Annotated in this window: 22 protein-coding genes and 2 tRNA genes; 13 read left to right on the forward strand and 11 right to left on the reverse strand. The window is 70.5% G+C overall.

From position 1 onward, the window contains the following. Positions 1 to 151: 151 nt before the first annotated feature. Together ACTIFU_RS12360 and ACTIFU_RS12365 are read right to left on the reverse strand one after the other, a co-directional pair. A tRNA-Gly gene (locus tag ACTIFU_RS12360) sits at positions 152 to 225 on the reverse strand. A 78-nt stretch (positions 226 to 303) separates the two neighbouring features. After that, positions 304 to 389: transfer RNA gene (locus ACTIFU_RS12365), tRNA-Tyr, on the reverse strand. Between the two features lie 106 nt (positions 390 to 495). Between ACTIFU_RS12365 and rlmB the strand changes: the two genes are divergently transcribed. From rlmB to ACTIFU_RS12380, 3 genes are read left to right on the forward strand one after another with little or no spacing between them, the layout of a single operon-like run. Beyond that, positions 496 to 1263: a 23S rRNA (guanosine(2251)-2'-O)-methyltransferase RlmB gene (gene rlmB, locus ACTIFU_RS12370; protein ID WP_439578613.1), complete on the forward strand. Its 768-nt coding sequence runs from the start codon at positions 496 to 498 to the stop codon at positions 1261 to 1263. Next, positions 1260 to 2063: a 2-keto-4-pentenoate hydratase gene (locus ACTIFU_RS12375; protein WP_439578614.1), complete on the forward strand. Its 804-nt coding sequence runs from the start codon at positions 1260 to 1262 to the stop codon at positions 2061 to 2063. Before rlmB ends, ACTIFU_RS12375 begins: the two co-directional genes overlap by 4 nt. After that, on the forward strand, positions 2060 to 2920 hold the full coding sequence (locus ACTIFU_RS12380) for an LOG family protein (protein ID WP_439578615.1): 861 nt from the start codon (positions 2060 to 2062) through the stop codon (positions 2918 to 2920). The genes ACTIFU_RS12375 and ACTIFU_RS12380 overlap by 4 nt, the downstream gene beginning before the upstream one ends. A 133-nt stretch (positions 2921 to 3053) precedes the next feature. Here the strand turns inward: ACTIFU_RS12380 and ACTIFU_RS12385 are convergent, their stop codons facing one another. Continuing rightward, positions 3054 to 3650 (reverse strand): MarR family winged helix-turn-helix transcriptional regulator, encoded by a 597-nt coding sequence (locus ACTIFU_RS12385; protein ID WP_439578616.1) that lies wholly within the window; start codon positions 3648 to 3650, stop codon positions 3054 to 3056. A gap of 72 nt (positions 3651 to 3722) precedes the next feature. On the opposite strand from ACTIFU_RS12385, the gene ACTIFU_RS12390 reads away from it, so the two are divergent. Continuing rightward, positions 3723 to 4322 (forward strand): protoglobin domain-containing protein, encoded by a 600-nt coding sequence (locus ACTIFU_RS12390; protein WP_439578617.1) that lies wholly within the window; start codon positions 3723 to 3725, stop codon positions 4320 to 4322. 89 nt (positions 4323 to 4411) lie between these two features. Here ACTIFU_RS12390 and ACTIFU_RS12395 read toward each other — a convergent pair whose 3' ends face one another. Both ACTIFU_RS12395 and ACTIFU_RS12400 read right to left on the reverse strand, forming a co-directional pair. Then, the gene (locus tag ACTIFU_RS12395; protein WP_439578618.1) at positions 4412 to 5662 is read right to left on the reverse strand and encodes an MFS transporter; all 1251 of its coding nucleotides are present in this window, start codon (positions 5660 to 5662) and stop codon (positions 4412 to 4414) included. Positions 5663 to 5685: 23 nt separating this feature from the next. Continuing rightward, positions 5686 to 6912 carry a quaternary amine ABC transporter ATP-binding protein gene (locus ACTIFU_RS12400; RefSeq protein WP_439578619.1) on the reverse strand — a complete coding sequence of 409 codons (1227 nt, stop codon included), beginning with the start codon at positions 6910 to 6912 and terminating at the stop codon, positions 5686 to 5688. Between the two features lie 212 nt (positions 6913 to 7124). Here ACTIFU_RS12400 and ACTIFU_RS12405 point away from each other — a divergent pair, with 212 nt between their 5' ends. The 3 genes from ACTIFU_RS12405 to ACTIFU_RS12415 are packed head-to-tail and all read left to right on the forward strand — an operon-like array spanning position 7125 to position 9730. Then, a complete protein-coding gene (locus ACTIFU_RS12405; protein WP_439578620.1) occupies positions 7125 to 8192 on the forward strand; it encodes an amidohydrolase family protein in 1068 nt (355 codons plus the stop codon). Continuing rightward, positions 8189 to 9301, forward strand: coding sequence for an amidohydrolase family protein (locus ACTIFU_RS12410; protein ID WP_439578621.1), 1113 nt, complete (start codon positions 8189 to 8191; stop codon positions 9299 to 9301). Before ACTIFU_RS12405 ends, ACTIFU_RS12410 begins: the two co-directional genes overlap by 4 nt. 15 nt (positions 9302 to 9316) lie before the next feature. Next, positions 9317 to 9730, forward strand: a complete 414-nt coding sequence (locus tag ACTIFU_RS12415) for a Rieske (2Fe-2S) protein (RefSeq protein WP_439578622.1) — start codon at positions 9317 to 9319, stop codon at positions 9728 to 9730. A gap of 87 nt (positions 9731 to 9817) precedes the next feature. Here ACTIFU_RS12415 and ACTIFU_RS12420 read toward each other — a convergent pair whose 3' ends face one another. The 4 genes from ACTIFU_RS12420 to ACTIFU_RS12435 form a co-directional block, all read right to left on the reverse strand. Further along, positions 9818 to 11383: an ABC transporter substrate-binding protein gene (locus tag ACTIFU_RS12420; RefSeq protein ID WP_439578623.1), complete on the reverse strand. Its 1566-nt coding sequence runs from the start codon at positions 11381 to 11383 to the stop codon at positions 9818 to 9820. Between the two features lie 131 nt (positions 11384 to 11514). After that, positions 11515 to 12372, reverse strand: coding sequence for an ABC transporter permease (locus ACTIFU_RS12425; protein WP_439578624.1), 858 nt, complete (start codon positions 12370 to 12372; stop codon positions 11515 to 11517). A gap of 29 nt (positions 12373 to 12401) precedes the next feature. After that, positions 12402 to 13433: an ABC transporter substrate-binding protein gene (locus tag ACTIFU_RS12430; protein WP_439578625.1), complete on the reverse strand. Its 1032-nt coding sequence runs from the start codon at positions 13431 to 13433 to the stop codon at positions 12402 to 12404. 75 nt (positions 13434 to 13508) lie between these two features. After that, complete coding sequence (locus ACTIFU_RS12435; protein ID WP_439578626.1) at positions 13509 to 16412, reverse strand: FAD-binding and (Fe-S)-binding domain-containing protein; 2904 nt, start codon at positions 16410 to 16412, stop codon at positions 13509 to 13511. Between the two features lie 77 nt (positions 16413 to 16489). Here ACTIFU_RS12435 and ACTIFU_RS12440 point away from each other — a divergent pair, with 77 nt between their 5' ends. After that, on the forward strand, positions 16490 to 17701 hold the full coding sequence (locus ACTIFU_RS12440) for a pyridoxal-phosphate-dependent aminotransferase family protein (RefSeq protein WP_439578627.1): 1212 nt from the start codon (positions 16490 to 16492) through the stop codon (positions 17699 to 17701). 51 nt (positions 17702 to 17752) lie between these two features. On the opposite strand, the gene ACTIFU_RS12445 is transcribed toward ACTIFU_RS12440, so the two are convergent. Then, positions 17753 to 19174, reverse strand: a complete 1422-nt coding sequence (locus ACTIFU_RS12445) for a homospermidine synthase (protein ID WP_439578628.1) — start codon at positions 19172 to 19174, stop codon at positions 17753 to 17755. Between the two features lie 129 nt (positions 19175 to 19303). Further along, a complete protein-coding gene (locus ACTIFU_RS12450) occupies positions 19304 to 20863 on the reverse strand; it encodes a DEAD/DEAH box helicase (RefSeq protein ID WP_439578629.1) in 1560 nt (519 codons plus the stop codon). Between the two features lie 211 nt (positions 20864 to 21074). Here ACTIFU_RS12450 and ACTIFU_RS12455 point away from each other — a divergent pair, with 211 nt between their 5' ends. The 5 genes from ACTIFU_RS12455 to ACTIFU_RS12475 all read left to right on the forward strand — a co-directional run. After that, positions 21075 to 21818, forward strand: a complete 744-nt coding sequence (locus ACTIFU_RS12455) for a hypothetical protein (protein WP_439578630.1) — start codon at positions 21075 to 21077, stop codon at positions 21816 to 21818. Further along, positions 21809 to 22102 (forward strand): hypothetical protein, encoded by a 294-nt coding sequence (locus ACTIFU_RS12460; protein WP_439578631.1) that lies wholly within the window; start codon positions 21809 to 21811, stop codon positions 22100 to 22102. Before ACTIFU_RS12455 ends, ACTIFU_RS12460 begins: the two co-directional genes overlap by 10 nt. Before the next feature lie 51 nt (positions 22103 to 22153). Then, complete coding sequence (locus ACTIFU_RS12465; protein ID WP_439578632.1) at positions 22154 to 22672, forward strand: alpha/beta fold hydrolase; 519 nt, start codon at positions 22154 to 22156, stop codon at positions 22670 to 22672. After that, positions 22669 to 23052, forward strand: coding sequence for a methylglyoxal synthase (locus ACTIFU_RS12470; protein WP_439578633.1), 384 nt, complete (start codon positions 22669 to 22671; stop codon positions 23050 to 23052). The genes ACTIFU_RS12465 and ACTIFU_RS12470 overlap by 4 nt, the downstream gene beginning before the upstream one ends. Then, a partial coding sequence (locus ACTIFU_RS12475) for a M81 family metallopeptidase (protein WP_439578634.1) occupies positions 23052 to 23714 on the forward strand: 663 nt, incomplete at its 3' end. The genes ACTIFU_RS12470 and ACTIFU_RS12475, both read left to right, overlap by 1 nt.

Genomic DNA, 23714 nt, shown 5'->3' on the forward strand with positions numbered 1-23714 from the left:
CTTGCCATGGTCCACGTGACCAATCGTGCCGATGTTGCAGTGCGGCTTCGTCCGCTCAAACTTCGCCTTCGCCATGGCGCAGCCTCGTGCCTCTCGTTCGTTAGGTTGCTGGGGTGAAGTGGCGGGAACGCCGTCGGCCCGGGTGATCGGGTGGAGCGGGTGACGGGAATCGAACCCGCACAACCAGCTTGGAAGGCTGGGGCTCTACCATTGAGCTACACCCGCATGGCCGTTGGAACGCAGTTCCCCTTCCGGTCGGTTCGTGTCAGGTCGCGCGTCGCTGCGGCGGGAGCGGTGCTGCCCTGGTGGAGGGGGCTGGATTCGAACCAGCGTAGGCGTGCGCCAACGGATTTACAGTCCGTCCCCTTTAGCCACTCGGGCACCCCTCCAGCCGCGCGGGCGGCGCGGGACCGCGGGGACTAACGGCATTTCGACCGACGTGTCAACGATGAGGCCGGGCTTCCGTCCACCGCCGCTCCCGGCCATGCTGCCCCCATGGCGTTCCATCCGCGCCGCCGCGACGGCAAGGCCCGCGGCCGCGACCCGCACGGCCCGTACTGGATCTACGGCGCGCATGCCGTGCGCGCCGCCCTCGGCAACCCTGCGCGCACGGTCCGCCGCGTGCTCGCGACCCGCGAGGCGGCCGCGACCCTGCCGCCCGACGCCGCGCCCGAACGCGCCGAGGGCAGCGCGATCGCCGCCCTGCTGCCCCCCGGCGCCGTGCACCAGGGACTCGCCGCGCTGGTCGATCCGCTGTCGCCGCTGCCGCTCGCCGACGCGCTCGCCGCCTCGCCCGGCCCGGTGCTGGTGCTCGACCAGGTGACCGACCCGCGCAATGTCGGCGCGATCCTGCGCTCGGCCGCGGCCTTCGGTGCCGCTGCGGTGATCGTGCAGGACCGCCATGCGCCGCTGGAAGGCGGGGCGATGGCGCGCGCCGCCGCGGGCGCGCTCGAACGCGTGCCGCTGCTGCGCGCGGTCAACCTCGCCCGCACGCTCGAGGCGCTGAAACAGGCCGGGCTCTGGATCGTCGGGCTCGATGCGGCGGCGCCGACCATGCTCGCCGCCGCCGGGCTCGGCGACCGCCGGCTTGCCCTGGTGCTCGGCGCCGAGGACGAGGGCATGCGCCGGCTCACGCGCGAGGCCTGTGACCTCACGGTACGCTTGCCGCAGCTTGGGACGGTGGAGAGCCTGAACGTGTCGGTCGCGGCGGCGATCGCCCTCTACGCAGTGCAGCACGACCGACTTGAAGAGGAGAGTGCATGATTGAGCACGCCGGGCGTCCCGAACGGGCCGCCGAGGCCATCGCCGACGCCCTCGCGGCGCGCCGCCCCCTCACCCCGCTCGACCCCGCGATCGCGCCGGCCGACCCGGCCGAGGGCTACGCGGTCCAGGCCGCGCTCGCGCGCCGCCTCGGCGCCTTCCCGCCGGCCGGGTTCAAGATCGGCGCGACCGCGGCGACCATGCAGCTCCACCTCGGCATCCGCACCCCGGCGGCCGGGTTCATGATGCGCTCGGGGCTCCTGCCCTCCGGCAGCACCATCCCGTTCCGGTCCTGGCTCACCCCGGGTGTGGAGTGTGAGATCGCGTTCCGGCTTGGCCGCGACATCCCGCCCGGCGACCACCGCCCGGAGGCGCTCGCCGAGGCGGTCGCGGCGGTGCTGCCGGCGATCGAGATCGTCGAGAACCGCTACCAGGGCGGGGTCGGGATCGGCACGCCGATGCTGATCGCGGACCGGTTCTTCCACGGCGCAGCCGTGATCGGCGCGGACGCCGAGGACTGGCCGGCCGGGCGCCTCGCCGGGCGCGACCTCGCCGCCGCGCGCGGGCGGATGACAGTGAACGGCACGCTGTTCGGCGAGGGCCAGGGCGGGGACCTGCTCGGCCATCCTCTCGCCGTGCTGCGCTGGCTTGCCGCCTCGCCGGCGGCGGCGGTGTTCGGGGGCTTGCGCGCCGGGCAGGTGATCCTGTGCGGCTCGGTCACGCCGCCGGCCTGGCTCAGCGGACCCGCGGCGGTGGAGGTGAGCTTCGACGGGCTCGGCACCGTGACAACCCGCTTCACATGAGCCGCCGCCCCGACACCTATCCGCGCGCCGACGAGGCGGTGCGTCAAGCAAGGCCGGTCGAGGAGGAGGTCACACACTCCGCCTTCCGGCTCGCCTTCCACGATCCGGAGTTCCTGCTGCGCCCCGAGATGCGCGGCGTGCGGCTCATGCTCGAACTGATGAAGCCCGACCGGCTGCAGGACGAGGCCGGGATCGGCTCGACCGTGGTGGTATTCGGCTCGGCCCGCGTCGCGGGGCCCGAGCGCGCCGCCGCGGTTGCCGGGGCCGACGGCGCGCACGCCGAGCGCGCACGCCGCCAGCTCGCCTGGTACGAGGAGGCGCGCCGCTTCGCCCGGCTGGTGACCGAGGCCGGCCAGGGCGCCGGCCGTTGCGAGCTGGTGGTGGTGACCGGCGGCGGCCCTGGCATCATGGAAGCCGGCAACCGCGGCGCGACCGAGGCGGGTGGCAAGACGATCGGCCTCTCGATCGTGCTGCCGCGGGAACAGGCGCCGAACCGCTGGATCACGCCGGCGCTCTCGTTCCAGTTCCATTACTTCGGCATCCGCAAGATGCAGTTCCTGATGCGCGCCAAGGCGCTCGCGGTGTTCCCCGGCGGCTTCGGCACGATGGACGAGCTGTTCGAGACGCTGACCCTGGTGCAGACGCGCAAGATCGGCCGCCTGCCGATCCTGCTGTTCCACCGCGCGTTCTGGGACCGCGTGGTGCACTTCGAGGTGCTGGCCGAGGAGGGGATGATCGACCACGCGGACCTGGATCTGATCCGCTTCGTCGAGACCGCCGAGGAGGGAGCGGCGGCGATCCGCGACTTCTACGGCGGCGATCCGGTCTCGCCCGCGGAGGAGTCGCCTCCGGTCTGATACCCGGCGCACAAAGGTTCGACCTTTGTGCGCCGGCTATCGCGCGCGGGGTTGGTGGGGCGGCCGCGCGCCGGAGGAAAGGTGACATACCAGCCGCGCGAAGGTTCGTCCTTCGTGCGGCTGGTATGACCGCTCACGCCGCGTGCTCGATGCAGATCGCGCGGCTCTCGGCATCGGCGAGCGGGGCGTCGAGCAGCGCGCAGTGATGCGGCCGCGGCGTGCCCGCATGGGCCTGGGCGCGGAAATGCCGGCAGGTGCGGCAAACGCCGAAGGCACGCCCGCCATTGCTTGCGACTGCGGCGGCGAGGGTCGCCTCGAGCAGCCGCGCGAGTGTGGCGGCCTCGGCGCCCACGCCCGCCGCCACCGCGTCGGCGAGCAGCGTCACGCCTGCGTCCTCCTGAAGGGCCGCGCGACCAGCCGCCGTGAGCCCGAGCGTCACCGCGCGCCGGTCGCGCGGATGCGGCTCACGCGTCACATAGCCCTTCGCCTCGAGCGCGATCAGGCTCTGCGAGACCGTGCCGCGGGTGGCACCGAGATACGCCGCGAGGGCTGCCGGGCTGCGCGAGAAGCGGTTGGCGAGGCCGAGAAAGCGCAGCGCGTCGCGCTGGGCCGGGTTCAAGCCGGCGCGGTGATCCTCGGCGCGGGCCAGCCGGTCGAGCCGGTTGATCAGCCGCGCGGCACGCAGCGTGGGGTCATCCCCGGCACTTGATATCGAGTCGCTATTACCCATTGGCCGGCTCCGCGGTTGAATGTATCGACTCGATACTATCGATCGCGGCAGCGACCGCGCAAGGAGGAACCCATGAACGCTCCTGCAACCGACATTCCCGGCTACCGCTACGGCGACCCCCTGCTCGCACCCTCGCCGCTGACGCCGGCCGCGCTTGCCGAACTGGAGGCGAGCCTGCTGTTCGGCCCGGACGACGTCGCGGCGCTGAAGAGGGCGGGCACGATCGTCGCCGACCGGATCGAGGCGATCCTCGATGTCTGGTACGGCTTCGTCGCCTCGCAGCCGCATCTGCTCGCCGCGTTCCGCGAGCACGGCACCGGCGAGCCGATCGGCGCCTATCTCACCGCCGTGCGCCGCCGGTTCGGCCAATGGATCCTCGACACCTGCAACGCCTCGCACGATGCCGCCTGGCTTGCCTGGCAAGAGGAGATCGGCCGGCGCCATCACCGCAGCGGCAAGAACCGTACCGACGGCGTGAATGCCTCGCCGTACGTGCCACTGCGGCACCTGCTGGCACTGGTGATGCCGATCTCGCTGACCATGCGCCCGTTCCTCGCCGAGAAGGGGGCGGCACCGGCGGAGGTGGACGCGATGCATGCCGCCTGGACCAAGGCGGTACTGCTGCAGGCGATCCTCTGGGCGCGCCCCTATGTGACCGAGGGCGAGTTCTGATAGCCGTGGGGCTGGTGGGGCGGCCACGCGCGAAACAACCCCTGCATACCGGCCTGCCGAGGCTGAAACCTTCGGCAGGCCGTCGTCAGTCAGCCGTCGCGCTCGGGCCCGGCCTGCGCGGCCGGCTCGGGCGCAATCACCGCGCCGACCGAGGCTGGCGAGGTCGCGGCGAGGCTGAAGCTCTCTCGCGCCTCCTCGGGCGGGGCCCGACGGCGTGTCACACGCCAGAGCACGAAGCCGAGCAGCGCCCCGTGCATCGCTGCCGTGAACAGGTAGAGCCCGCCGCCCGGCGCGGCGCGCAGCAGGAACGCCGCCGCGATCGGGCCGACGATCGAGCCGAGCCCGTTCACGAGCAGCAGGCTCGAAGCGGTGCCGACATAGTCGGACGGGTCGGCGTGGTCGTAGGCATGCGCGGCGGCGAGCGAGTAGCCGGGCAGCGCCGAGGCGCCGAACGCCGCGCCGAGCAGTGTCAGCGCGATCCCCGAGGGTGCGACCAGGAACACCGCAAGCCCGGTCGCCATCGCCGCCGCGAGCAGCGCGGCCAGCACATGACGTCGATCCAGCCGGTCGGAGAGGCGGCCGATCGGCATCTGCACCAGCGCGCCGGACATCACGGCGACACTCATGAAGATCGCCGCGCCCTCGTGGCTCAGCCCGAAATCGGTCGCCGACACCGGCGCGAGGCTCCAGAACGCGCCGTTCGCGACGCCGATCATCAGGCTGCCCACCAGCCCCACCGGTGAGGCGCGCCACAGTCGGTCCGGGCGGAACCGCACCTCGGTGACCGGCGTGGGCTGCGCCTGGCGGGTCAGCGCAACCGGGATCGCCGAGACCGAGATCAGCACGCTGCCGAGCACGAACAGGTGGAACCCGTCCACCGGCCAGGTCAGCAGCAGCAATTGCCCGCCCGTCAGCGCGACATGGTTCACCATGATGTAGGCCGACATGATCATGCCGCGCGTGGTGTTGGAGGCACGGTCGTTCAGCCAGGACTCGACGACGAGGTAGAACACCGCGAGCCCGTAGCCGAACACGAAGCGAAGGGCGATCCAGGACGGCTCGCTGACCGCCAGCGGATAGGCCGCGGCGGCGGCCGACACGCCGCAGACCACCGCGGCGAAGGCGCGGATATGGCCGGCGCGACGCACCAGGCGCGGCCCGTGCAGGCAGCCCGCGACGAAGCCCGCGTAGTAGGCAGCGCCCAGCGCGCCGATCGCGACCGGATCGAACCCCTCCGCCTCGCCGCGCAGCGGCAGCGCGAGCGTCAGCAGGCCGTGCCCGACCAGCAGCAGCGCCACACCCGAGAGCAGCGAGGCGACCGGCAGCAGCGACGCTATCATCGACCCCCGGCAGGTGTTCGCGCTCAGGCGGCGTCGCGCGGTCTCGTTTCCGTCCCCGCGGGCGTCGGCTCGCCATCCCGCTCGGCGAGCATCTTGCCCACCGCCTCGGGTGTCACAAGCCCCTGCACGTTGCCGGCCGCATCCACCACCGGCAGCGGCACGCCGGCCTGGAGCGCGGCCGGCACGACCCGCTCGATCGGGGTGTTGGCGGTGAAGGTCGGGGTCCTGACGGCAAGCTCGGCGAGGCTTGCTCGCGCGCCGTTGGCGTGCAGCGCGGCCTCGACCTTCGCGGCCGTGACCACGCCGCGATAGCCCTCGGGCGCCATCACCACCGCCTCGTCGGCGCCTTGGCGGCGCATCTCGGCAAGCGCGCGCTCGAGCGTCTCGTCGGTCAGGCGGCACAGTGGCGGCCTCATCACCGCCTCGACGGTCAGGGCACGCGCGCGGTTCACGTCGCGCACGAAGGCCGCGACGTAGTCGTCGGCGGGCGCGAGCAGGATCTCCGCCGGCGTGCCGACCTGTGCCACCACGCCGTCCTTCAGGATCGCGATCCGCGTGCCGAGCCGCAGCGCCTCGTCGAGGTCGTGCGTGATGAACACCACGGTGCGGTTCAGCTGCGCCTGGAGCGCGATCAGCTGGTCCTGCATCTGGCTGCGGATCAGCGGATCGAGCGCGCTGAACGGCTCGTCCATCAGCAGGATATCGGCGCCGGTGGCGAGCGCGCGTGCGAGCCCGACGCGCTGCTGCATCCCGCCCGAGAGCTGGTGCGGATACGACGCCTCGTAGCCGGCAAGTCCGACCCGCTCCACCCATGCCCGCGCGGCCTGCTCGCGCTCGCGAGCCCCCTCGCCACGCACCTCCAGGCCGTAGGCGACGTTCCGGAGCACGGTCCGGTGCGGCATCAGGCCGAAGCGCTGGAACACCATGCTCATGCGCCGGCGCCGGAACGCCTCGAGCGCGCGCGTCGACAGCTTCAGCACGTCCTCGCCGTCAACCAGCACCTCGCCGTCGGTCGGATCGATCAGCCGGTTCAGGTGGCGGATCAGCGTCGATTTGCCGGAGCCCGAGAGGCCCATGACGACGAAGATCTCGCCCGCCTCGATCGAAAGATTGACGTCGTGCAGGCCGAGCACCATGCCGGTCTCGGCGAGCAGCCGCTCCTTGGTGGCGCCAGCGCGCACGCGCGCGAGCCCCTCCTGCGGCGCGCGGCCGAAGATCTTGGTGACGCGCCTGAGCTCGATCAGCGCCACCGGTGTGTTTGTCCCGGCTGCACGATGGCAAGCATAGCGATCCGGCGACTGCCGAGCAAAGCGACCTTGGCGCGCCTACACAGCGGCGGCAGGCCAGATCGGCCGCTGATTGACGCCCCGCCAGGCGGTAGCCATCATGCCTCACGCGGCGAGCGCTCCTCGTTGCGCCCAGACGCGACGCCCGGTTCCAGCAGAAGGCCGCCCGCATCGCCATGTCGACGGACGATCGCCGCATCGATTGCGACATCAATCCGACGGTCTCGGGCCTGCATGCGCTGGCGCCGTATCTCGACGATGTGTGGCGGAACAGCATTGAGGAGCGTGGGATCGAAGGGCTCGACTCGATCAGCTATCCGCCGGCGGCACCTCTGACGGCGCGCGCCGACTGGCGCGGTGACGGCGGACGCGCCGCGACCACCGCGGAGGATGTACGGAGCCGCGTGCTGGACGGCTGGAACACACAGATCGGCATCCTGAACTGTCTCTACGGGGTGCAGTTGGTGTTCAACGAGGACATGGCGGCCGCCTTCACACGCGCGCTGAACGACTGGATCATCGCCGAATGGCTGGACCGGGAACCGCGCTTCCGCGCCTCGATCGTTGTCACACCGCAGAATGTCGAGGCGGCTGTTGACGAGATCGAGCGGCTCGCGCCGGACCGGCGGTTCGTGCAGGTGCTGCTCTTGGTGATGGGCGAGGTGCCGCTCGGCCGCCGCCACCTCTGGCCGATCTACGCGGCGGCCGAGCGCCGTGGCCTGCCCATCGGCGTGCATGCCGGCAGCGGCTACCGCCATCCGGTCACCTCGTTAGGCTGGCCCAGCCACTATCTCGAAGACTATGCGAACAATGCGCAGGCGTTCCAGTCGGCGCTGTGCTCCTTCGTTTCCGAAGGCGTGTTCGCAAAATTTCCCGGCCTCAAGGTGGTGCTTCTGGAGTCCGGCGTGACCTGGCTGCCAGGGTTCCTATGGCGCTTCTCCAAGTTCTGGAAGGGGATCCGCGCCGAAGTGCCATGGGTCGACCGGTCGCCGGCCGCGATCGTGCGCGACCATGTCCGGCTGACTGTGCAGCCGTTCGATGCGCCAGAGGATCCGGACCTCGTGCGCCGCATCATCGATCATCTGGGGTCCGACGCGATGCTCCTTTATGCCTCGGACTATCCGCACTGGCAGTTCGACGGCGACGATCCCGTGCCTGCGACGCTGCCGCGCGATTTGTTGCCGCGCATCATGATCGACAACCCACTTGCCACATACAGCCGCCTGACAGGAGACGTGCAATGACCACCGCCCTGGCCGAACCAGCCACGCAGGCGGTCGGCGCCGATCAGGCCCTGGCGCTGATCGATGTCGACATCCACACTCGGGTGCGCACACTTGCCGATCTGCGCCCGTATCTCTCGCGCCACTGGTGGGACTACCTGCAGACCTACGGCATCCGTCAGCGCCATGGCTTCGTGAAGGGGCCGCCCTTTCCGAAGGCGCAGCCGAGTGCAGCGCGCCGTGACGCCTGGCCTCCCGATGGCGGCGCGCCCGCCTCGGATCTCGCTTTCCTCCGGGCGCAGCATCTCGACCATTACGGTATCACCACGGGCATCATGAACCCGCTGTTCGGCAGCGGCCAGGGTGACCAGAACGATGGGCTGAGCGCGGCGATGGCCGCCGCGACCAATGAGTGGCAACTCGACGCCTGGGTCTCGAAGGAGCCGAGGCTGAAGGCGAGCGTCGTTGTCCCTTATGACGACCCGCCGGAGGCCGCCGCCGAGATCCGCCGCCGAGCGGGCGACACGCGCTTCGGCCATGTGCTGCTGCTGAGCCGCATGTCGGATCTGCCCGGCAAGCGGCGCTTCTGGCCCATCTACGAGGCTGCGGCCGAGGCCGGGCTGCCGATCGGCATCCATGTGTTCGGCTACAGCGGCCGGGCGATGACCGGTAGCGGTTGGGGCTCGTTCTACATCGAGGAGATGACCGAGCACGCGACATCCTGCCAGGCGCTGGTGACCAGCATGATCGTCGAAGGCGTGTTCGAGCACCTGCCGAGCCTGAAGGTCGTGATGATAGAGAGCGGTTTCGGCTGGCTTGCCCCGCTCGGCTGGCGGCTCGACACGCATTGGCGCAAGCTCCGCCATGAGGTGCCGCATCTGCGGCACGCACCGTCAGAGTATCTGCGGCGTCATTTCTGGGTCGCCACCCAGCCGATGGAGGAGCCGGAGCGACCCAAGCACCTCCTCGACGCCATGGCCTGGGTCGGCTGGGACCGGTTCGTGTTCGCGAGCGACTATCCGCACTGGGATTTCGACGATCCCCGCCACGCGATCCCCGCCTTCCTCGGCGAGGAGAAGCGGCGCGCGATTCTCGCCGGCAACGCGCGGGCACTCTACGGCTTCGCCTGAGGCGTATCTGCGGCGATGGCCAGCCATGTGGTCGCTGAGGCCGAAGAGCTCCCTCCCGGCAGCCGTAAGCGGGTGACGGTCGCGGGACGCGCGGTCGTCGTGTTCAACCTGGCCGGCGAATTCTTTGCGCTGGTGGATCGCTGTCCGCACCAGGGCGGCAGCCTGTGCGCGGGACGGCAGACCGGGCTCGTGCTATCGACCGGCCCGGGGCACTACGTGCTGGAGCGCAAGGGCGAGTTCATCCGCTGTCCCTGGCACGGCTGGGAGTTCGACATCCGAACCGGCAAGTCGTGGTGCGAGCCCGCACGCGTGAAGGTGCGAAGCTACCCAGCCGAGGAAAAGCCCGGAGAGGCTCTGGTCGAAGGGCCCTACGTCGCCGAGACCGTCACCGTGCGGCGCGAGGGCCGCTATGTCGTGGTCGACGCCTGATTCCCGGCGCTCAAGGGTCCCGCCGTCCCCGCCGAATGTGAGACCTGCCTCCCGCACCTCGGCGCTGCGCCGGTCTGGCAGGCGGGATCAGTTCACCGGCGTCGCGAAGGTGGCGCTGGTCCAGTTCAGCGGTGAGGCCGAGTACCTGACGCGATCGGCGCGTCCCGCCCAGACATTGCGCAAATACACGACCGGGATCACGCCCATGTCGTCGTTCAGGGCCTTGATCGCCCGGTGGGTATGCGCGCGTCGGCGGTCCTCGTCGAGTTCCCCCATCGCCGCCAGCAAGGCCTGATCCACCACGGGGTTGCTGTAGCGCTGGCGGTTGAACGCCCCCCAGCCCTTGGCCTGATCGCGTGTCATCGCGAGCTGACGCATGATGTGGATGGAGAGATTTGTGCTGAAGTAGTTCATGAACAGCGAGAACTCGCGCCGCGTCGCACGGCTCAGCAGAACCGCCGGGGGCAGCACCTCGACCTGAGTCTCGATGCCGATCCGGGTGAAGCCCTGAGCGATGGCTTGCAGCAGGCTGTCGTCCATCGGAAAGTTGCCGGATGGCCCGTGGATGGTCAGGCGGAATCCGTCCGGCCACCCCGCCTCCGCGAGCAGAGCGCGCGCGCGCACCGGATCGAAGGGCAGCGGTCCGCTCGTATCGAGTCGGTGTTCGGCGCCCGGGGCAGGAAGCTGATCGGCCGGGCGGGCCTGGCCGTAGTAAAGTCGCTCGGCAATCACCGCGCGGTTGATCGCGAGGGAGAGCGCCTGGCGCACGCGCGGATCTGCGAACGGATTGCGCGCGAGCGGCCGCCCCTGTCGGTCGGCGACGAAGGGAATCGTCTCACGGTCGCCGTCTGGGAACAGATACGCGACCCCCACGCCATCCACGCCGAACACGTTGATCGCCGGATCGCTTTCCAGCCGCGGCACGTCCTGCAGCGGCACGTTGTCGATAAGGTCGACCTCACCGGCGAGCAGCGTCGCGAGCCGTGATCCCGCTTGAGGGATGTAGCGGTAGAGCACCCGATCCCAGGCGGCGGGCGGGCCCCAGTAGCGATCATTGCGCACGATCTCGAACCGCTCGCGTGGGACGTAGCCGGCGAGGCGATAGGGTCCGGTGCCGATCGCGAGCCGGCCATTGTTGAACTCGGAGGTGGAGGGTTCAGGTCCGTGCACGCGGCGCGAGATGATCAGTGGCTGCGTCATGTCCCAGGGCAGCATCGGGTGCGGCTCCGCGGTACGCAGCCGGACCGTCGTCGCATCGACCACCTCGATCGAGGTGATCGGCCGAACGAAGGGTGTGAACAGTGTCACGCCCTGTGGCACATTGGGGATGCGCTGGAAGGTGAAGGCAATGTCGTCTGGCTCGAACGGCGTGCCGTCATGGAACAGCACGCCCGCGCGCAGCTTCACCTCCCAGGTCAGCGGATCGACGAGGCGGATGCTCTCGGCGAGCCGCGGCTGGATCCGGAACTCGGTGTCCACCTCGAACAGCGGCTCATAGATCTGCCGCAGTGTCTGAGAGTTGCTGGTGGCGTTGTGGAAGTGGGGGTCGAGCGTACTGGGTGGGGTCTGCGCACCGATCGTGAGGGCTCGCTGGGCCGCGACAGGGGATGCGGCGGACAAGGCGAGGGCGATCGCGCCCACGGACAAGGTCATGCTCATGCCGCGCCGTGTCATGCGTTCCCCCCGATTCCGGAACAACTTATTCGACTGTTAGCGTGACGCTATCGGTCACTCGACACGCGGTCAAGCTGCGCACGCGCAGTTATATGACGACTACATGACAATCATCCGCCGGCCGCGCGATGGGTCTGCACGCGCCGTCCGTAGGCCTGCGTGATGCGGTCGAACACGATCGCGAGCAGCACGATCGCGAGCCCACCGAGCAGGCCCTGGCCGGAATCGCCGCGCTGCAACCCGAGCAGCACGGTCTCGCCCACGCCGCGCGCGCCGATCATCGAGGCGATCACCACCATCGCCAGCGCCATCATCATGGTCTGGTTGATCCCCTGCATGATCGAGGGCAGCGCCAGCGGCACCTGCACCCCGGTCAGGATCTGCCAGCGCGTGGCGCCGAAGGCGCGCGAGGCTTCCACGACCTCGCGATCGACCTCGCGGATGCCGAGATCGGTCAGCCGGATCAGCGGTGGCGTGGCGTAGATCACGGTGGCGAGGATCGCCGGCACCTTGCCCAGACCGAACAGCATCGCCGCGGGGATCAGATAGACGAAAGACGGGATCGTCTGCATCAGGTCGAGCACGGGATTGATGGTCGCGCGGACGCGGTTGGAGCGCGCGGAGAGCACGCCGAGCGGGATGCCTATTAGGACCGACAGCGCGACCGCCACCAACATGATGGCGATGGTCTGCATCGCCTGATCCCACAGGCCGAGCGTGCCGATCATGTAGGTGCACGCGACCATCGCCAGCGCCAGCGCCGGGCGCCGGGAGGACGCCAGGGCGATCAGCCCGACCGCGAGCAGCACCACGCCTGGATGCGCCTCGCGCAGCAGCCTCTCGATCGCGACCAGTACGACGAGAATGGCGTTCGCAAAGGCCTCGAACCCGTCGCCGTAGGTGATGACGACATGCTGGACGAACGCATTCGTCGCGCGGCGGAGCGGTCCGCCGAGGTCGGGAAACACGCTCCCGCCCCGTCAGGCTGTCCGGACCGCTACAGCGCCGCTTTCACGCGCGCGGCCACGTCCTCCGGCACCCAGCGCGTCCAGATCGCGCCGTGCGTGCGCAGGAAGTGACGCGCCGCCGCCTCGGCCGTGGCGTCGCTCGCCTGCATGTGGTTCAGCATCTCCGAGACGAGCGCGCCGGTGGTCTCATAGGCGCGCAGGAACGCGACAAGCCTCGGCGCCTGACGCGCAAACGCGCCGTTTGCAGCCACGCTCACAGGCACGGTGGGATAGGCGGTCGCGCGTGTCACGGATTCGGGATCGGAGGCGCGCTCGAACTCGGCCCAGATCGCCGGGTCGTAGGGCGGCTCCTCGAGCGCGACGATCGCGTCGGCGTGCTTGCCGAGCAGCCAGGTCGGGCCCCAGTAGTAGAACACGATCGGACGTTGGCGCATGAGCGCGCTGTCGATCGCTGCGGCGAGCGCCGCACCGCTGCCAGGGCGGAAATTGGTGAAGTGCCCGATCAGCCCGTAGGCATGCAGCTTCTTGGTGTTGGCGACCTCGCAGGCCCAGCCGGGGACGCAGTTGTAGAACCGGCCCTTGGAGGGCTCCTCCGGATCGCGGAACACCTGTGCGAAGCGCGGCAGGTCGGTGACGCTGCGCAGCCCCTTCGCCGGCGCGGCGTCGCCTTCCACCAGGTAGCGCGGCACGTACCAGGCCTGGGTCGCATCCGGGAAATTGATGCCGAGATCGACCACGCGGCCGTCCCGTTCCGCCGGGTCCCAGATCTCGCGCACGTTGATCTTCCACACCTCCATGTTCACGTCCACGTCGCCGCGGATCAGTCCGTTCAGCAGCGGAATGGTGCTGCCGGGGATCACCTCGGTGCGGCACCCATAGCCGTGGCGGATGATGAAGCGCGCGACCTCGGTGTGGAACGCGGCCGAGTCGTAGTCCAGCCCGGCGAAGGTCACGGCCCGGTCGAGCTCGCAGGCCGGGGCCTGGGCCACCGCGGGATGCTGGATGGTCAGGACCGCGCCGAGAGACAGGATGGCGGCGGTCCATGTGCGTCGATGCGCCATGGCAGTCCTCCGTGCTTCCGTGGTCTTGTCACGTGATAGCATGGGCCCGCGCGGCAAGACGGGCAAATCCGCCTGCTACAGGGCGAGCGCGAGAACCCGCGCGGGACTCAGCGCCTCGCGCGGCGCGAGATCGCTGATCTGGTGCCGGCATGAGGTGCCGTTGGCGACGATCAGCGTGCGCGGATCGGCGGCCCGCACCGCGGGCAGCAGCGACAGCTCCGCCATCGCGCGCGAAACCTGCTGCGTTTCCATCTGGTAGCCGAACGCGCCGGCCATGCCGCAGCAGGAGGACTCGATCGGCGTCACCGGCAGGTCAGGAATGGCCTTCAGCGCGCGGATCACGGCCGGGAACGCGCCGAACGCCTTGCTGTGGCAGTGACCGTGCACGATCGCGCGCCGTCCCGCGAGCGGCTTCAGCACGGCGGCGAAGCGCGCGGCGTTGCGATCGATGAACTCCTCGAACAGCAGCCCGTGGTCCGCGACCATGCGTGCCTCATGCCCCAGGCCGAGGGACAACCACTCGTCGCGCAGCGTCAGCAGGCAGGACGGCTCGAGGCCAATTATCCGCCGCCCGGCGCGCGCGTGCGGCGCGAGTGCCGCGAGGGTCCGGCGCGCCTCCTCGCGCGCACGATCGACGAGGCCGGCGGCGAGGAAGGTGCGACCGCAGCAGAGCGGCCGGCCGGGCGAGGTCGCCGCGGCGATGCGGTACTCGCCTGCGCGCAGCACGCGTGCGGCGTCGCGCAGGCTCTCCGGCTCGAACCAGCGGTTGAAGGTGTCAGCGAACAGGATCGCGTCGGGCTCGGGCATCGACGCCTCGTCGTCGCGCCAAGGCGCGCGCGACCAGCGCGGCAGCGGGCGCGCGGCCGAGAACCCGGTCAGGAACTGCGAGAGCTGCGCGAGGCCCGGGATCGCATTGCGGGCATTCAGGACCGCCCGCAACGGCGCCGTGTGGCGGGCGTAGCGCGGCAGGAACGCCACCAGCCGGTCACGGATCGAGGGTCCGCGCGACGCGGTGCGCGCGGCGAGCACCTCGATCTTCATCCGCGCCATGTCCACGCCGGTCGGACACTCGCGCCGGCACGCCTTGCAGGAAACGCAGAGCGACAGCGCCTCGGCCACGGCGTCGGAGGTGATCCCGCCCTCGAGCTGGCCCGACAGTGCGAGGCGGAGCGTGTTCGCCCGGCCGCGCGTGACGTCGCGCTCATCGCGCGTCGCGCGGTAGGAGGGACACATCACCTCGCCGGCGAGCGCACGGCACGCGCCGTTGTTGTTGCACATCTCCACCGCCGCCTGGAATGACGCGGCCGGGCTCGCGCGCGGGAACTCCGACCAGTCGAGCGCGGGCGGGTGCGTCGCGGTCGCGTAGTCGGGGTGGTAGCGGAACAGGCGGCGGTCGTCCATGCGCGGCGGGCGGACGATGCGGTTCGGGTTGAAGGTCCCGCGCGGATCGATCCGGTCCTTCACCGCCTCGAAGGCGCGCACGAGACGGTCGCCGAACATGAACGCGTGAAACTCACTCCGCACGATGCCGTCGCCGTGCTCGCCCGAATGGCTGCCCTTGTAGGCGCGCACCATCGCGAACGCCTCCTCGGCGATCGCGCGCATGGTGCGCGCGTCCTGCTCCAGCTTCAGGTTCAGCACGGGCCGCACGTGCAGGCAGCCCGAGCCGGCGTGCGCGTACCAGGTGCCGCGCGTACCATGCCGTTCGAACACCTCCGTCAGCCGCGCGGTGTAATCGGCGAGATGCGCGAGTGGCACCGCGCAGTCCTCGACGAACGAGATCGGCTTTCCCTCCTCCTTCATGCTCATCATGATGTTGAGCCCAGCGGTACGGAGCTGGTTGATGGCACCCTGCAACGCCGGATCGGTGACCTCGACCACACCGCCGAAGCGCGCGCCCGTCCGGTCCCAGCCGAAGCCGAGATCGCCCATCAGCGCAACGAGCTCCTTCAACCGGCGCCGGTTGGTCGCCGCGTCGTCCTCGGCGAACTCCACCAGCAGCAGCGCCTCGGGTTCGCCGTGCATGAAGGCATCGAGCGTCGGGCGGAACATCGCGATGTCGCGTGCGAGCTCGATCATGGTGCGATCGACCAGCTCGACACCGACCGGCGCCAGATTCACGATGTGCTGGGCGGACTCCATGGCGGCGTGGAAGCTGCCGAAATGGCAGGCGCCGAGCGTCTTGTGCTTCGGCAGCACTGGCGCGAGCGCCAGTTCGATGGTGGTGGTGAAGCCGAGCGTGCCCTCGGAGCCGACCAGCAGATGCGCGAGATTGGGCGGGTCGCGCGACGGCACCAGCGCATCGAGGTTGTAGCCGCCGACGCGGCGCTGCACCTTCGGGAAGCGCGCCTCGATCTCGTCCACCTCGCGCGCGGCGATCGCCCGCAGATCCGACACCAGCGGCGCGATCGGTGAATCGTTGCGCAACGCCTCGCGATCGTCGAAGCGCGCCTGCGTGCCGTCGGGGAGGATCGCCACGATCGCGCGCACATTGTCGCGCATGGTGCCGAAGCGGAGCGAGCGCGCGCCGCAGGAGTTGTTGCCCGCCATGCCGCCGAGCGTGGCGCGTGAGGCGGTCGAGACGTCAACCGGATACCACAGGCGATGGCGCGCGAGCGCCCGGTTCAGCTCGTCGAGCACCAGACCCGGCTGCACCAGGGCACGGCGGTTCGCCGGATCGAGCTCGAGGATGCGGTTCAGGTGCCGCGAGCAGTCCAGCACCAGCGAGGTGTTGATGGTCTGGCCGTTCTGCGAGGTGCCGCCGCCGCGCGGCGTGACCGGCACGCCCTCCTCGCGCGCGATCGCGATCGCCCCCGCCACGTCCTCGGCATCGCGCGGGAAGGCGACCGCGGCCGGCATCACCTGGTAGTGCGAGGCGTCGGTCGCGTAGCGGCCGCGCGTCGCCGCATCCGCGCGCACCTCTCCCTTCAGCGCGGCCTTGAGGCGCCGCTCGAGCCCCGGTCGCAGGGCAGCAGGCATTGACAGCGTTCTCCCCGGTGTCTCTATCGCATCAGATGGCGCCGGGCGCCGGGAGACAAGGGCCGAGGAACAGCGCGATGCAGAACGAGCCGGGGCGGGTCGCGGGCCGCCATTTCCTTCAGATCCCGGGGCCGACCAACGTGCCCGACAGGATCCTGCGCGCGATCGACAACCCGACCATGGACCATCGCAGCCCCGCTTTCGCCAAGCTGGGCCAAGCATGCCTTGAGGGCATGAAGACCATCTTCAGGACCGAGAGCCACGCCTTCATCTACCCTGCCTCGGGCACCGGGGCATGGGAGGCGGCGCTGGTGAACACGCTCTCGCCGGGCGATGCGGTGCTGATGGTGGAGACCGGGCACTTCGCGAGCCTTTGGCGCCGGATGGCGGAGCGGCTCGGGCTTTCGCCGATCCTGATCGAGACCGACTGGCGCGCCGGTGCGGACATCGCCGCCGGCGAGATCGAAGGGCGGCTCGCCGAGGACCGCGCGCGCACCATCAAGGCGGTGTGCGTGGTGCACAACGAGACCTCGACAGGCTGCACCACCGACGTGCCGGCGATCCGGCGCGCGGTCGACGCGGCGAAGCACCCCGCGCTGCTGATGGTCGACACGATCTCCTCGCTCGCCTCGATCGACTACCGCCACGACGAATGGGGCGTGGATGTCACGGTCGGCGGGTCGCAGAAGGGGCTGATGCTGCCGCCGGGCCTCTCGTTCAACGCCGTCTCCGAGAAGGCGTATGCGGCGCAGAAGACGGCGAAGCTGCCGCGCTCGTTCTGGTCGTGGGAGGAGCAGGCCGGACCGAACGCCACGGGCTACTTCCCCTACACACCGGCGACCAACCTGCTCTACGGGCTGCGCGAGGCGATCGCGATGCTGCACGAGGAGGGGCTGGACCGGGTATTCGCGCGCCACGACCGCCACGCCGAGGCGACGCGCCGGGCGGTCGCCGCCTGGGGGCTGGAGACCCAGTGCCGGGTGGCGAAGAACCACTCCTCGTCGCTCACGGCGGTGCGCGTGCCGGAGGGACAGTCGGCCGACCGCGTCCGCGCGGTGATCCGCGACGCCTTCGACATGTCGCTCGGCAATGGCCTCTCGAAGCTCGCCGATCGCGTGTTCCGGATCGGTCATCTCGGCGATGTCAACGACCTGACGCTGATGGGCACGCTGGCGGGCGTCGAGATGGGGCTCGGGCTGGCGGGCGTGCCGCACAAGACGGGTGGGGTGGCCGCGGCCATGGCGTACCTGGCAGGACAGGCGGCGCCGGGCGTCGCAAAGGCCGCCTAGGTTCGGGGGTCAATCGCGAAACCAGCCGGGGGAGCGGCCGCGCCCCTGCTCCTACCGCACGATCACGTTCCTGAACTGCCAGGGATCGCTGTCGTCGATATCCTCCGGGAACAGCCCAGGCCGCCCCTTGAGCGGCGTCCAGTCCGTGTACGCACCGATCACGGGGCCGAGATACGGCATCTGCACCTCCAGCACGCGGCGCCAGCCGATCTCGTCGGCATCCACCACGCCGGCGCGCGGGTTCTCGATCGTCCAGACCATCCCGCCCAGCACGGCCGAGGTCACCTGCAAGGCCGTCGCATTCTGATACGGTGCCAGCCGCCGCGTCTCGCCGATGCTGAGCTGGCTGCCGAACCAGTAGGCGTTCTTCGCGTGGCCGTAGAGCAGCACGCCGAGCTCGTCGATGCCCTCGACGATCTCCTCGTTCATCAGCCTGAGCTTCGGCTGACGCTCGAAGGCGCGGCCCTGGAACTCGTGCAGGCTGAGCACCGTGTCGTCGGAGGGATGATACGCATAGTGACAGGTCGGCCGATACGAAACCGATCCATCCTCGCCGCGCAGGGTCAGGTAGTCGGCGATCGAAATCGACTCGTTGTGCGTGATCAGCCAGCCGAGCTGCGGCCCTGGCGTGGGCGCCCAGGACCGCACGCGGATCGAGCAGCCCGGACGGTTCAGATAGATCGCCGCGTCGCAGCCATAGGGGTGCCGCGCCCCGTCCGGCGGCATCGCCGTCTCGTGCGTGCCCCAGCCGAGTTCCGCGGGCTGCATCCCCTCGCCGAGGAAGCCCTCGATCGACCAGGTGTTGACGAACTCGCCCCAGCGCTTCGGCGTGCTCGCGCGCTGGGTGTCGCGCTCGGCGATGTGGATGCCCTTGACGCCGAGATCGCGCGCGAGCCGAGCCCAGCCCTGCTGGTCCTTCGGCTCGTCCACCATGCGGCCGAGATCCTCGGCGAGATTGAGCAGCGCCTGCTTGACGAAGTGGCTGACCATGCCGGGATTGGCGCCGTGCGCGATCAGCGCCGTCGGGTCCGGCATACCGGGCCGGCGCAACGCACGCGCGGTCTCGCGCAGCCCGTAGTTCGACCGTTCCGTGACCGAGAGCGACGGGTCGGTGTAGCCGCCGGGCCAGGGCTCGACACAGGTGTCGAGATAGAGCGCACCCCACTCCTGGCAGAGCTGGATCAGTGGGACCGAGGCGACCTCGACCGAGAGGTTGACGCAGAACCCGCCACCGGACAGCAAGGGCGCAAGCTCCTGGCGCAGGTTCTCCCGCGTCAGCGCGAGCCTGCGGAAGCGGATGCCGTTCTCCTCGGCGATCGGCCGACCGGACTCGTCGGGGTCGATGATCACCATCCGATCGCGCGGCGCGGCGATATGGCGCAGAATCAAGGGCAGCGTGCCCCTGCCGATCGAACCGAAGCCGATCATCACGATCGGGCCGGGAAAGCGGCTGTGGATGGGCCACTCGGCCATGGGGTGTCCTCCATCAGTCGAGCGGCCGGGCAGGCCCGGCCGGAACGAGACGCGCGGGTATAGGGAGTTCTGGCCGCCGGAGCGTCCCGACCTCGGCAGGTCAGGCCGGCGCGGCGATCGGGGCGCGGCTCACGCCGCTTCGTCGTCGGTCCGGCTGCCGCGTGCCGGCTTGCGGGTCGGCAGCCGCATGAAGTCGGGCATGGCCGCGCCGAAGCCAAGCACATCGCCCTCCGCCTCAGGTTGCGCGCGCTCCCGGTCACGCCTGCGGCCGCGCTCGGCGTCGCGCGGCTCCTTGCGCGGAGCGGGTGCGGCCTCTGCCACGCGCGCCGGCGCCTTGGCCACCACGGGCTTCTCGGCCGCCGCCTTCGCCGCACGCTTTGGCTTCTCCGCGGGTTCGGGCCGCGTGCGGCCCCGGCCCCGGCCGCGCCGCTGGCGCGGCTCGAGCACGTCCATGCTGACCGGGTCGAGCCCCTCGATCTGGATGCGCGGGATCGGCTTGCCGATCAGCTTCTCGATCGCGGCCAGCGCCTCGTCCTCCTCGACGGTCGCGAGGGTGAAGGCGCGACCGGACAGGCCCGCGCGGCCGGTTCGGCCGATCCGGTGCACGTAGTCCTCGGCGTGGAACGGCACGTCGAAATTGAACACGTGGCTGAGGCCGCCGATGTCGAGACCGCGCGCGGCGACGTCGGAGCAGACCAGGATCTTGATCTCGTCGGCCTTGAACTTGTCCAGCGTCTCGGTGCGCTTGGGCTGCGTCATGTCGCCGTGCAGCATCCCGGCATTGAAGCCGTGGCGCGAGAGGCTGCGGTAGAGCACATCGACGTCGCGCTTGCGGTTGCAGAACACCAGGGCGTTCTTCACGTCCTCGGTGCGCAGCAGCCGGCGCAGCGCCTCGCGCTTGTCGTGCTCGCGCACGAGGGCGAGATTCTGCGCAACATTGGTGGCGACCGTGGCGGGCGGGGCCACCGAGATCTGGCGCGGGTTGTGCAGGAACGCATCGGCCAGCCGCTTGATCTCGGGCGGCATGGTGGCGCTGAAGAACAGCGTCTGCCGCATCCGCGGAAGCAAGGACACGATCCGCTCGACATCGGGGATGAACCCCATGTCCAGCATCCGGTCGGCCTCGTCGATCACCAGCACGCGCACGTCGTTCAGCAGCAGCCCGCCGCGCTCGAACAGATCGATCAGTCGGCCGGGCGTGGCGATCAGCACGTCGACGCCCTTGTCCAGGCGCGCGATCTGGTCGCCCATGCTCTCGCCGCCGATGATCAGCGCGTAGTCGAAGCGGAGATACTTCGCGTACTTGACGAAGTTGTCCGCGACCTGCGCGGCGAGCTCGCGCGTCGGCTCCAGGATCAGCGCCCGCGGCATGCGCGCCCGCGCACGCCCCGACTGCATGATGTCGAGCATCGGCAGGGTGAAGGACGCCGTCTTGCCGGTGCCGGTCTGGGCCGAACCCAGCACGTCGCGGCCCATCAGCACGATCGGGATCGCCTGCTCCTGGATCGGGGTCGGGTGCAGGTAGCCGGCATCAGCGACCGCGCGCAGCACCGGCTCGGACAGGCCGAGATCGGCGAAGGTCGTGCGCAGCAGAGTAGGCTCCGGGGCCGCCGGGGCTTCGGTCGCGGGCAAGTCCTGGGCTGTATCCGGCGCAGCGTCGGCGCCGGAGATGGCGATGGGGTCGGTCACGGATCGTCCGCTAACGCGTGGCCCGGCGCGATATGCGCCTCGCACGCTCCGCCGCACTAGGGGAGCGCGGCGCGGACGTCAAGGGAAACCCGGCCTCCGAGGCTGCCGCAGCCATGCACGCTCCGGCGAGCAACCCTGCCGCGAGGTTCTGTGACACACCTCACCCGGAAACGCGCTAAGGTGTGCTCCCGTATGCGGGAAGGGGGTACCCATGGACCCGCAGAAGATCCTGGACGCAAGGCAGCTCTCCGACCTGTCGCGTCTGTTCCTCGAGTACGGGCCGTATTTCCTCGGCCTCGTCCTGCTGATCCTCGGCATCACGCTGCTGTGGAGCGGGCGCGACCGGCGCGACGTGCGCGCGGTCGGCGCGGTCACGCTCGGGCTCGCCGCCGCCGTGTTCGTGTTCGCGCTGCGCGACTGGAGCGAGACGCGCACACTGGCCCGCGCGGAGGTCGAGCGGGCGCGGGCGGAGGGTCGTGCTTTGGCCGAGCAGGAGATCGCCGAGGAGCGCCGGCGCCTCGGCGAGGAGCGCGATGGACTGAAGCGCCAGCTCGCCGAGATCGAGCAGCTCAGGGACGCGCTCCGCGAGCAGCTGCCCTATATGCACCTCAGGTTCCACGTCGCCGACCTGCCGCAGATCGCCGGCATCCAGCTGCCGCGCGACCTCGAGGAGCGGAATTTCCGCGTCATGCACCAGTTCGACCCGACCGACGGCAGCTTCGCCGTGCTGGTGTTCGGGCCACGGCCGCTGAGCAAGGACAGCCTGTCGATGATCTTCCTGCGCTTCGCCGGCACGCCGCGCACCAACGTGGTGTGCCTGAGCGACCTCACCGAAGCGATGGCGGTGGAGATCATCGGCGAGCCGGTGGCTGCGCCGACCGGCACGATCGAGCTGCTGCCCGTCGCCTATGGCATCGCCCGCGACGGCACCCGCACGAGGCTGCCATGCGGCTGAGCCTGCCCGTCGCGGCGATCGCCCTGCTCGCGGCCCTGATGCCCGCCGCGCCGGCTGCGGCGCAGTGCAGCGACTACGTGATCCAGCAGATGCAGCGCGCCGGCATCCCGTCCTGGGAGATCCAGCGCCGTTGCGGACGCGCCCCCGGTGCCGCCCAGCAGACGCGGACCGGGACGCGCTGCGAGGCGCGGGCACGCACGTGCTCGGTCGCGCCGGCGCCGATCGGCTCGCCGTGCTGGTGCACCACCCCGCTCGGATCGGTGGCGGGCCGGATCACGGGCTGAACCGGCCAAGACGGCTTGGCGCGAGCAGGGGTTGCGGCGAGGATTGCCGCGATGGCCGCTTCCGACACCGCCCTCCCGCTGGCCCTGCTGCCTGGCATGCCGTGCGACGACACGCTCTGGACGCACCAGGTAGGGCATATCGGCTGCGATCGGCCCCTCGCCGTGCCCGATCTCGCCTGCGAGGACAGCCTCGATGCGATGGCGGCGCTGCCGATGGGCGGCCGCGCCGCCTCCGCGATGCTGCACGCCGCGCCCCAGCGCATCGCGCGGCTTGCGTTGCTCGACACCTTGGCGCGGGCGGATACGGCGGAGCAGCGCGTGCGGCGGCGCATGCTGCTCGATCTCGTCCGGCACGCGCAGTTCAAGGGTGGGACGCCGCGGCGGCTGCCGCCCTGTCTGCATCCCGATCGCGTCACCAAGGAGCCGCTCGCGCTCAGCAAGGAGATCGCCGCCGGAATCCCCGGCGCGCGGCTGGCCGTGATCGAGGAGTGCGGGCATCGCTCGCCGCTCGAACGCCCCCAGGCGGGCACCGCGCTGCTCCGGCTCTGGCTCGAGGGCGCGCTGCCGTGACGCGGCTGCGCATCGCCCTGGTCGCGCACGATGTGAAGAAGCCCGAACTGGCTGACTGGGTGGCGGAGCACGCCACGTTCCTGTCGCGGCATGAGCTCGTTGCCACCGGCACCACCGGCCGGACACTGATGGACCGCGTGCCGGGTCTCACGATCGAACGCGTGAAGAGCGGCCCGCTGGGCGGCGACCAGCAGATCGGCGCGCGCATCGTCGAGGGTGCGCTCGACCTTTTGGTGTTCTTCTGGGACCCGCTGACCGCGCAGCCGCACGAGCCCGATGTGCGCGCGCTGCTGCGCATCGCCCAGGTCTATGACATCCCGGTCGCGTGCAGCCGCGCGACCGCCAGCCTGATCGTTCGCGGCCTCGCCGGAGACCCCTGATGCGCCTGTTCGCCGCCTCGCTCGCGACCGAGACGAACACCTTCGCGCCGATCCCGACCGACCGGCGTGCCTTCGTCTCGGCGTTCTACGCGCGTCCGGGCGAGCATCCGCCCTGGCCGACGCTCTGCTCGGCGCCCATCGTCGCCGCGCGCGAGGTGGCCGCTGCCGAAGGGCTGACATTGATCGAGGGCACGGCCACCTGGGCCGAGCCGGCGGGTCTGGTCGGCCGCGCGGCCTACGAGAGCCTGCGCGACGAGATCCTCGACCAGCTCCGCACCGCCCTGCCGGTGGACGTGGTGCTGCTCGGGCTGCACGGCGCGATGGTTGCGGACGGCTACGACGACTGCGAGGGCGATCTTCTGTCGCGCGTGCGGCAGATCGCCGGGCCGGGCTGCACGATCGGGGCCGAGCTCGACCTGCATGCGCACCTCACCGAGACGATGGTGCGGGCCGCCGACCTGATCGTCTCGTTCAAGGAGTTCCCGCACACCGACTTCCTCGCCCGAGCGCGCGACCTCACGCGGCTCTGCCTCGCCCGCGCGCGCGGCGACATCCGGCCGGTGCCGGCGCTGTTCGACCTGCGCGCGATCGGCGGCTTCATGACCAGCCGCGAGCCGGGCCGGTCCTTCGTGGACCGATTGCTGGCGCTGGAGGGGCGCGAC

The organism is Elioraea sp., from assembly GCF_051860475.1.
GTDB lineage: Bacteria > Pseudomonadota > Alphaproteobacteria > Acetobacterales > Acetobacteraceae > Elioraea.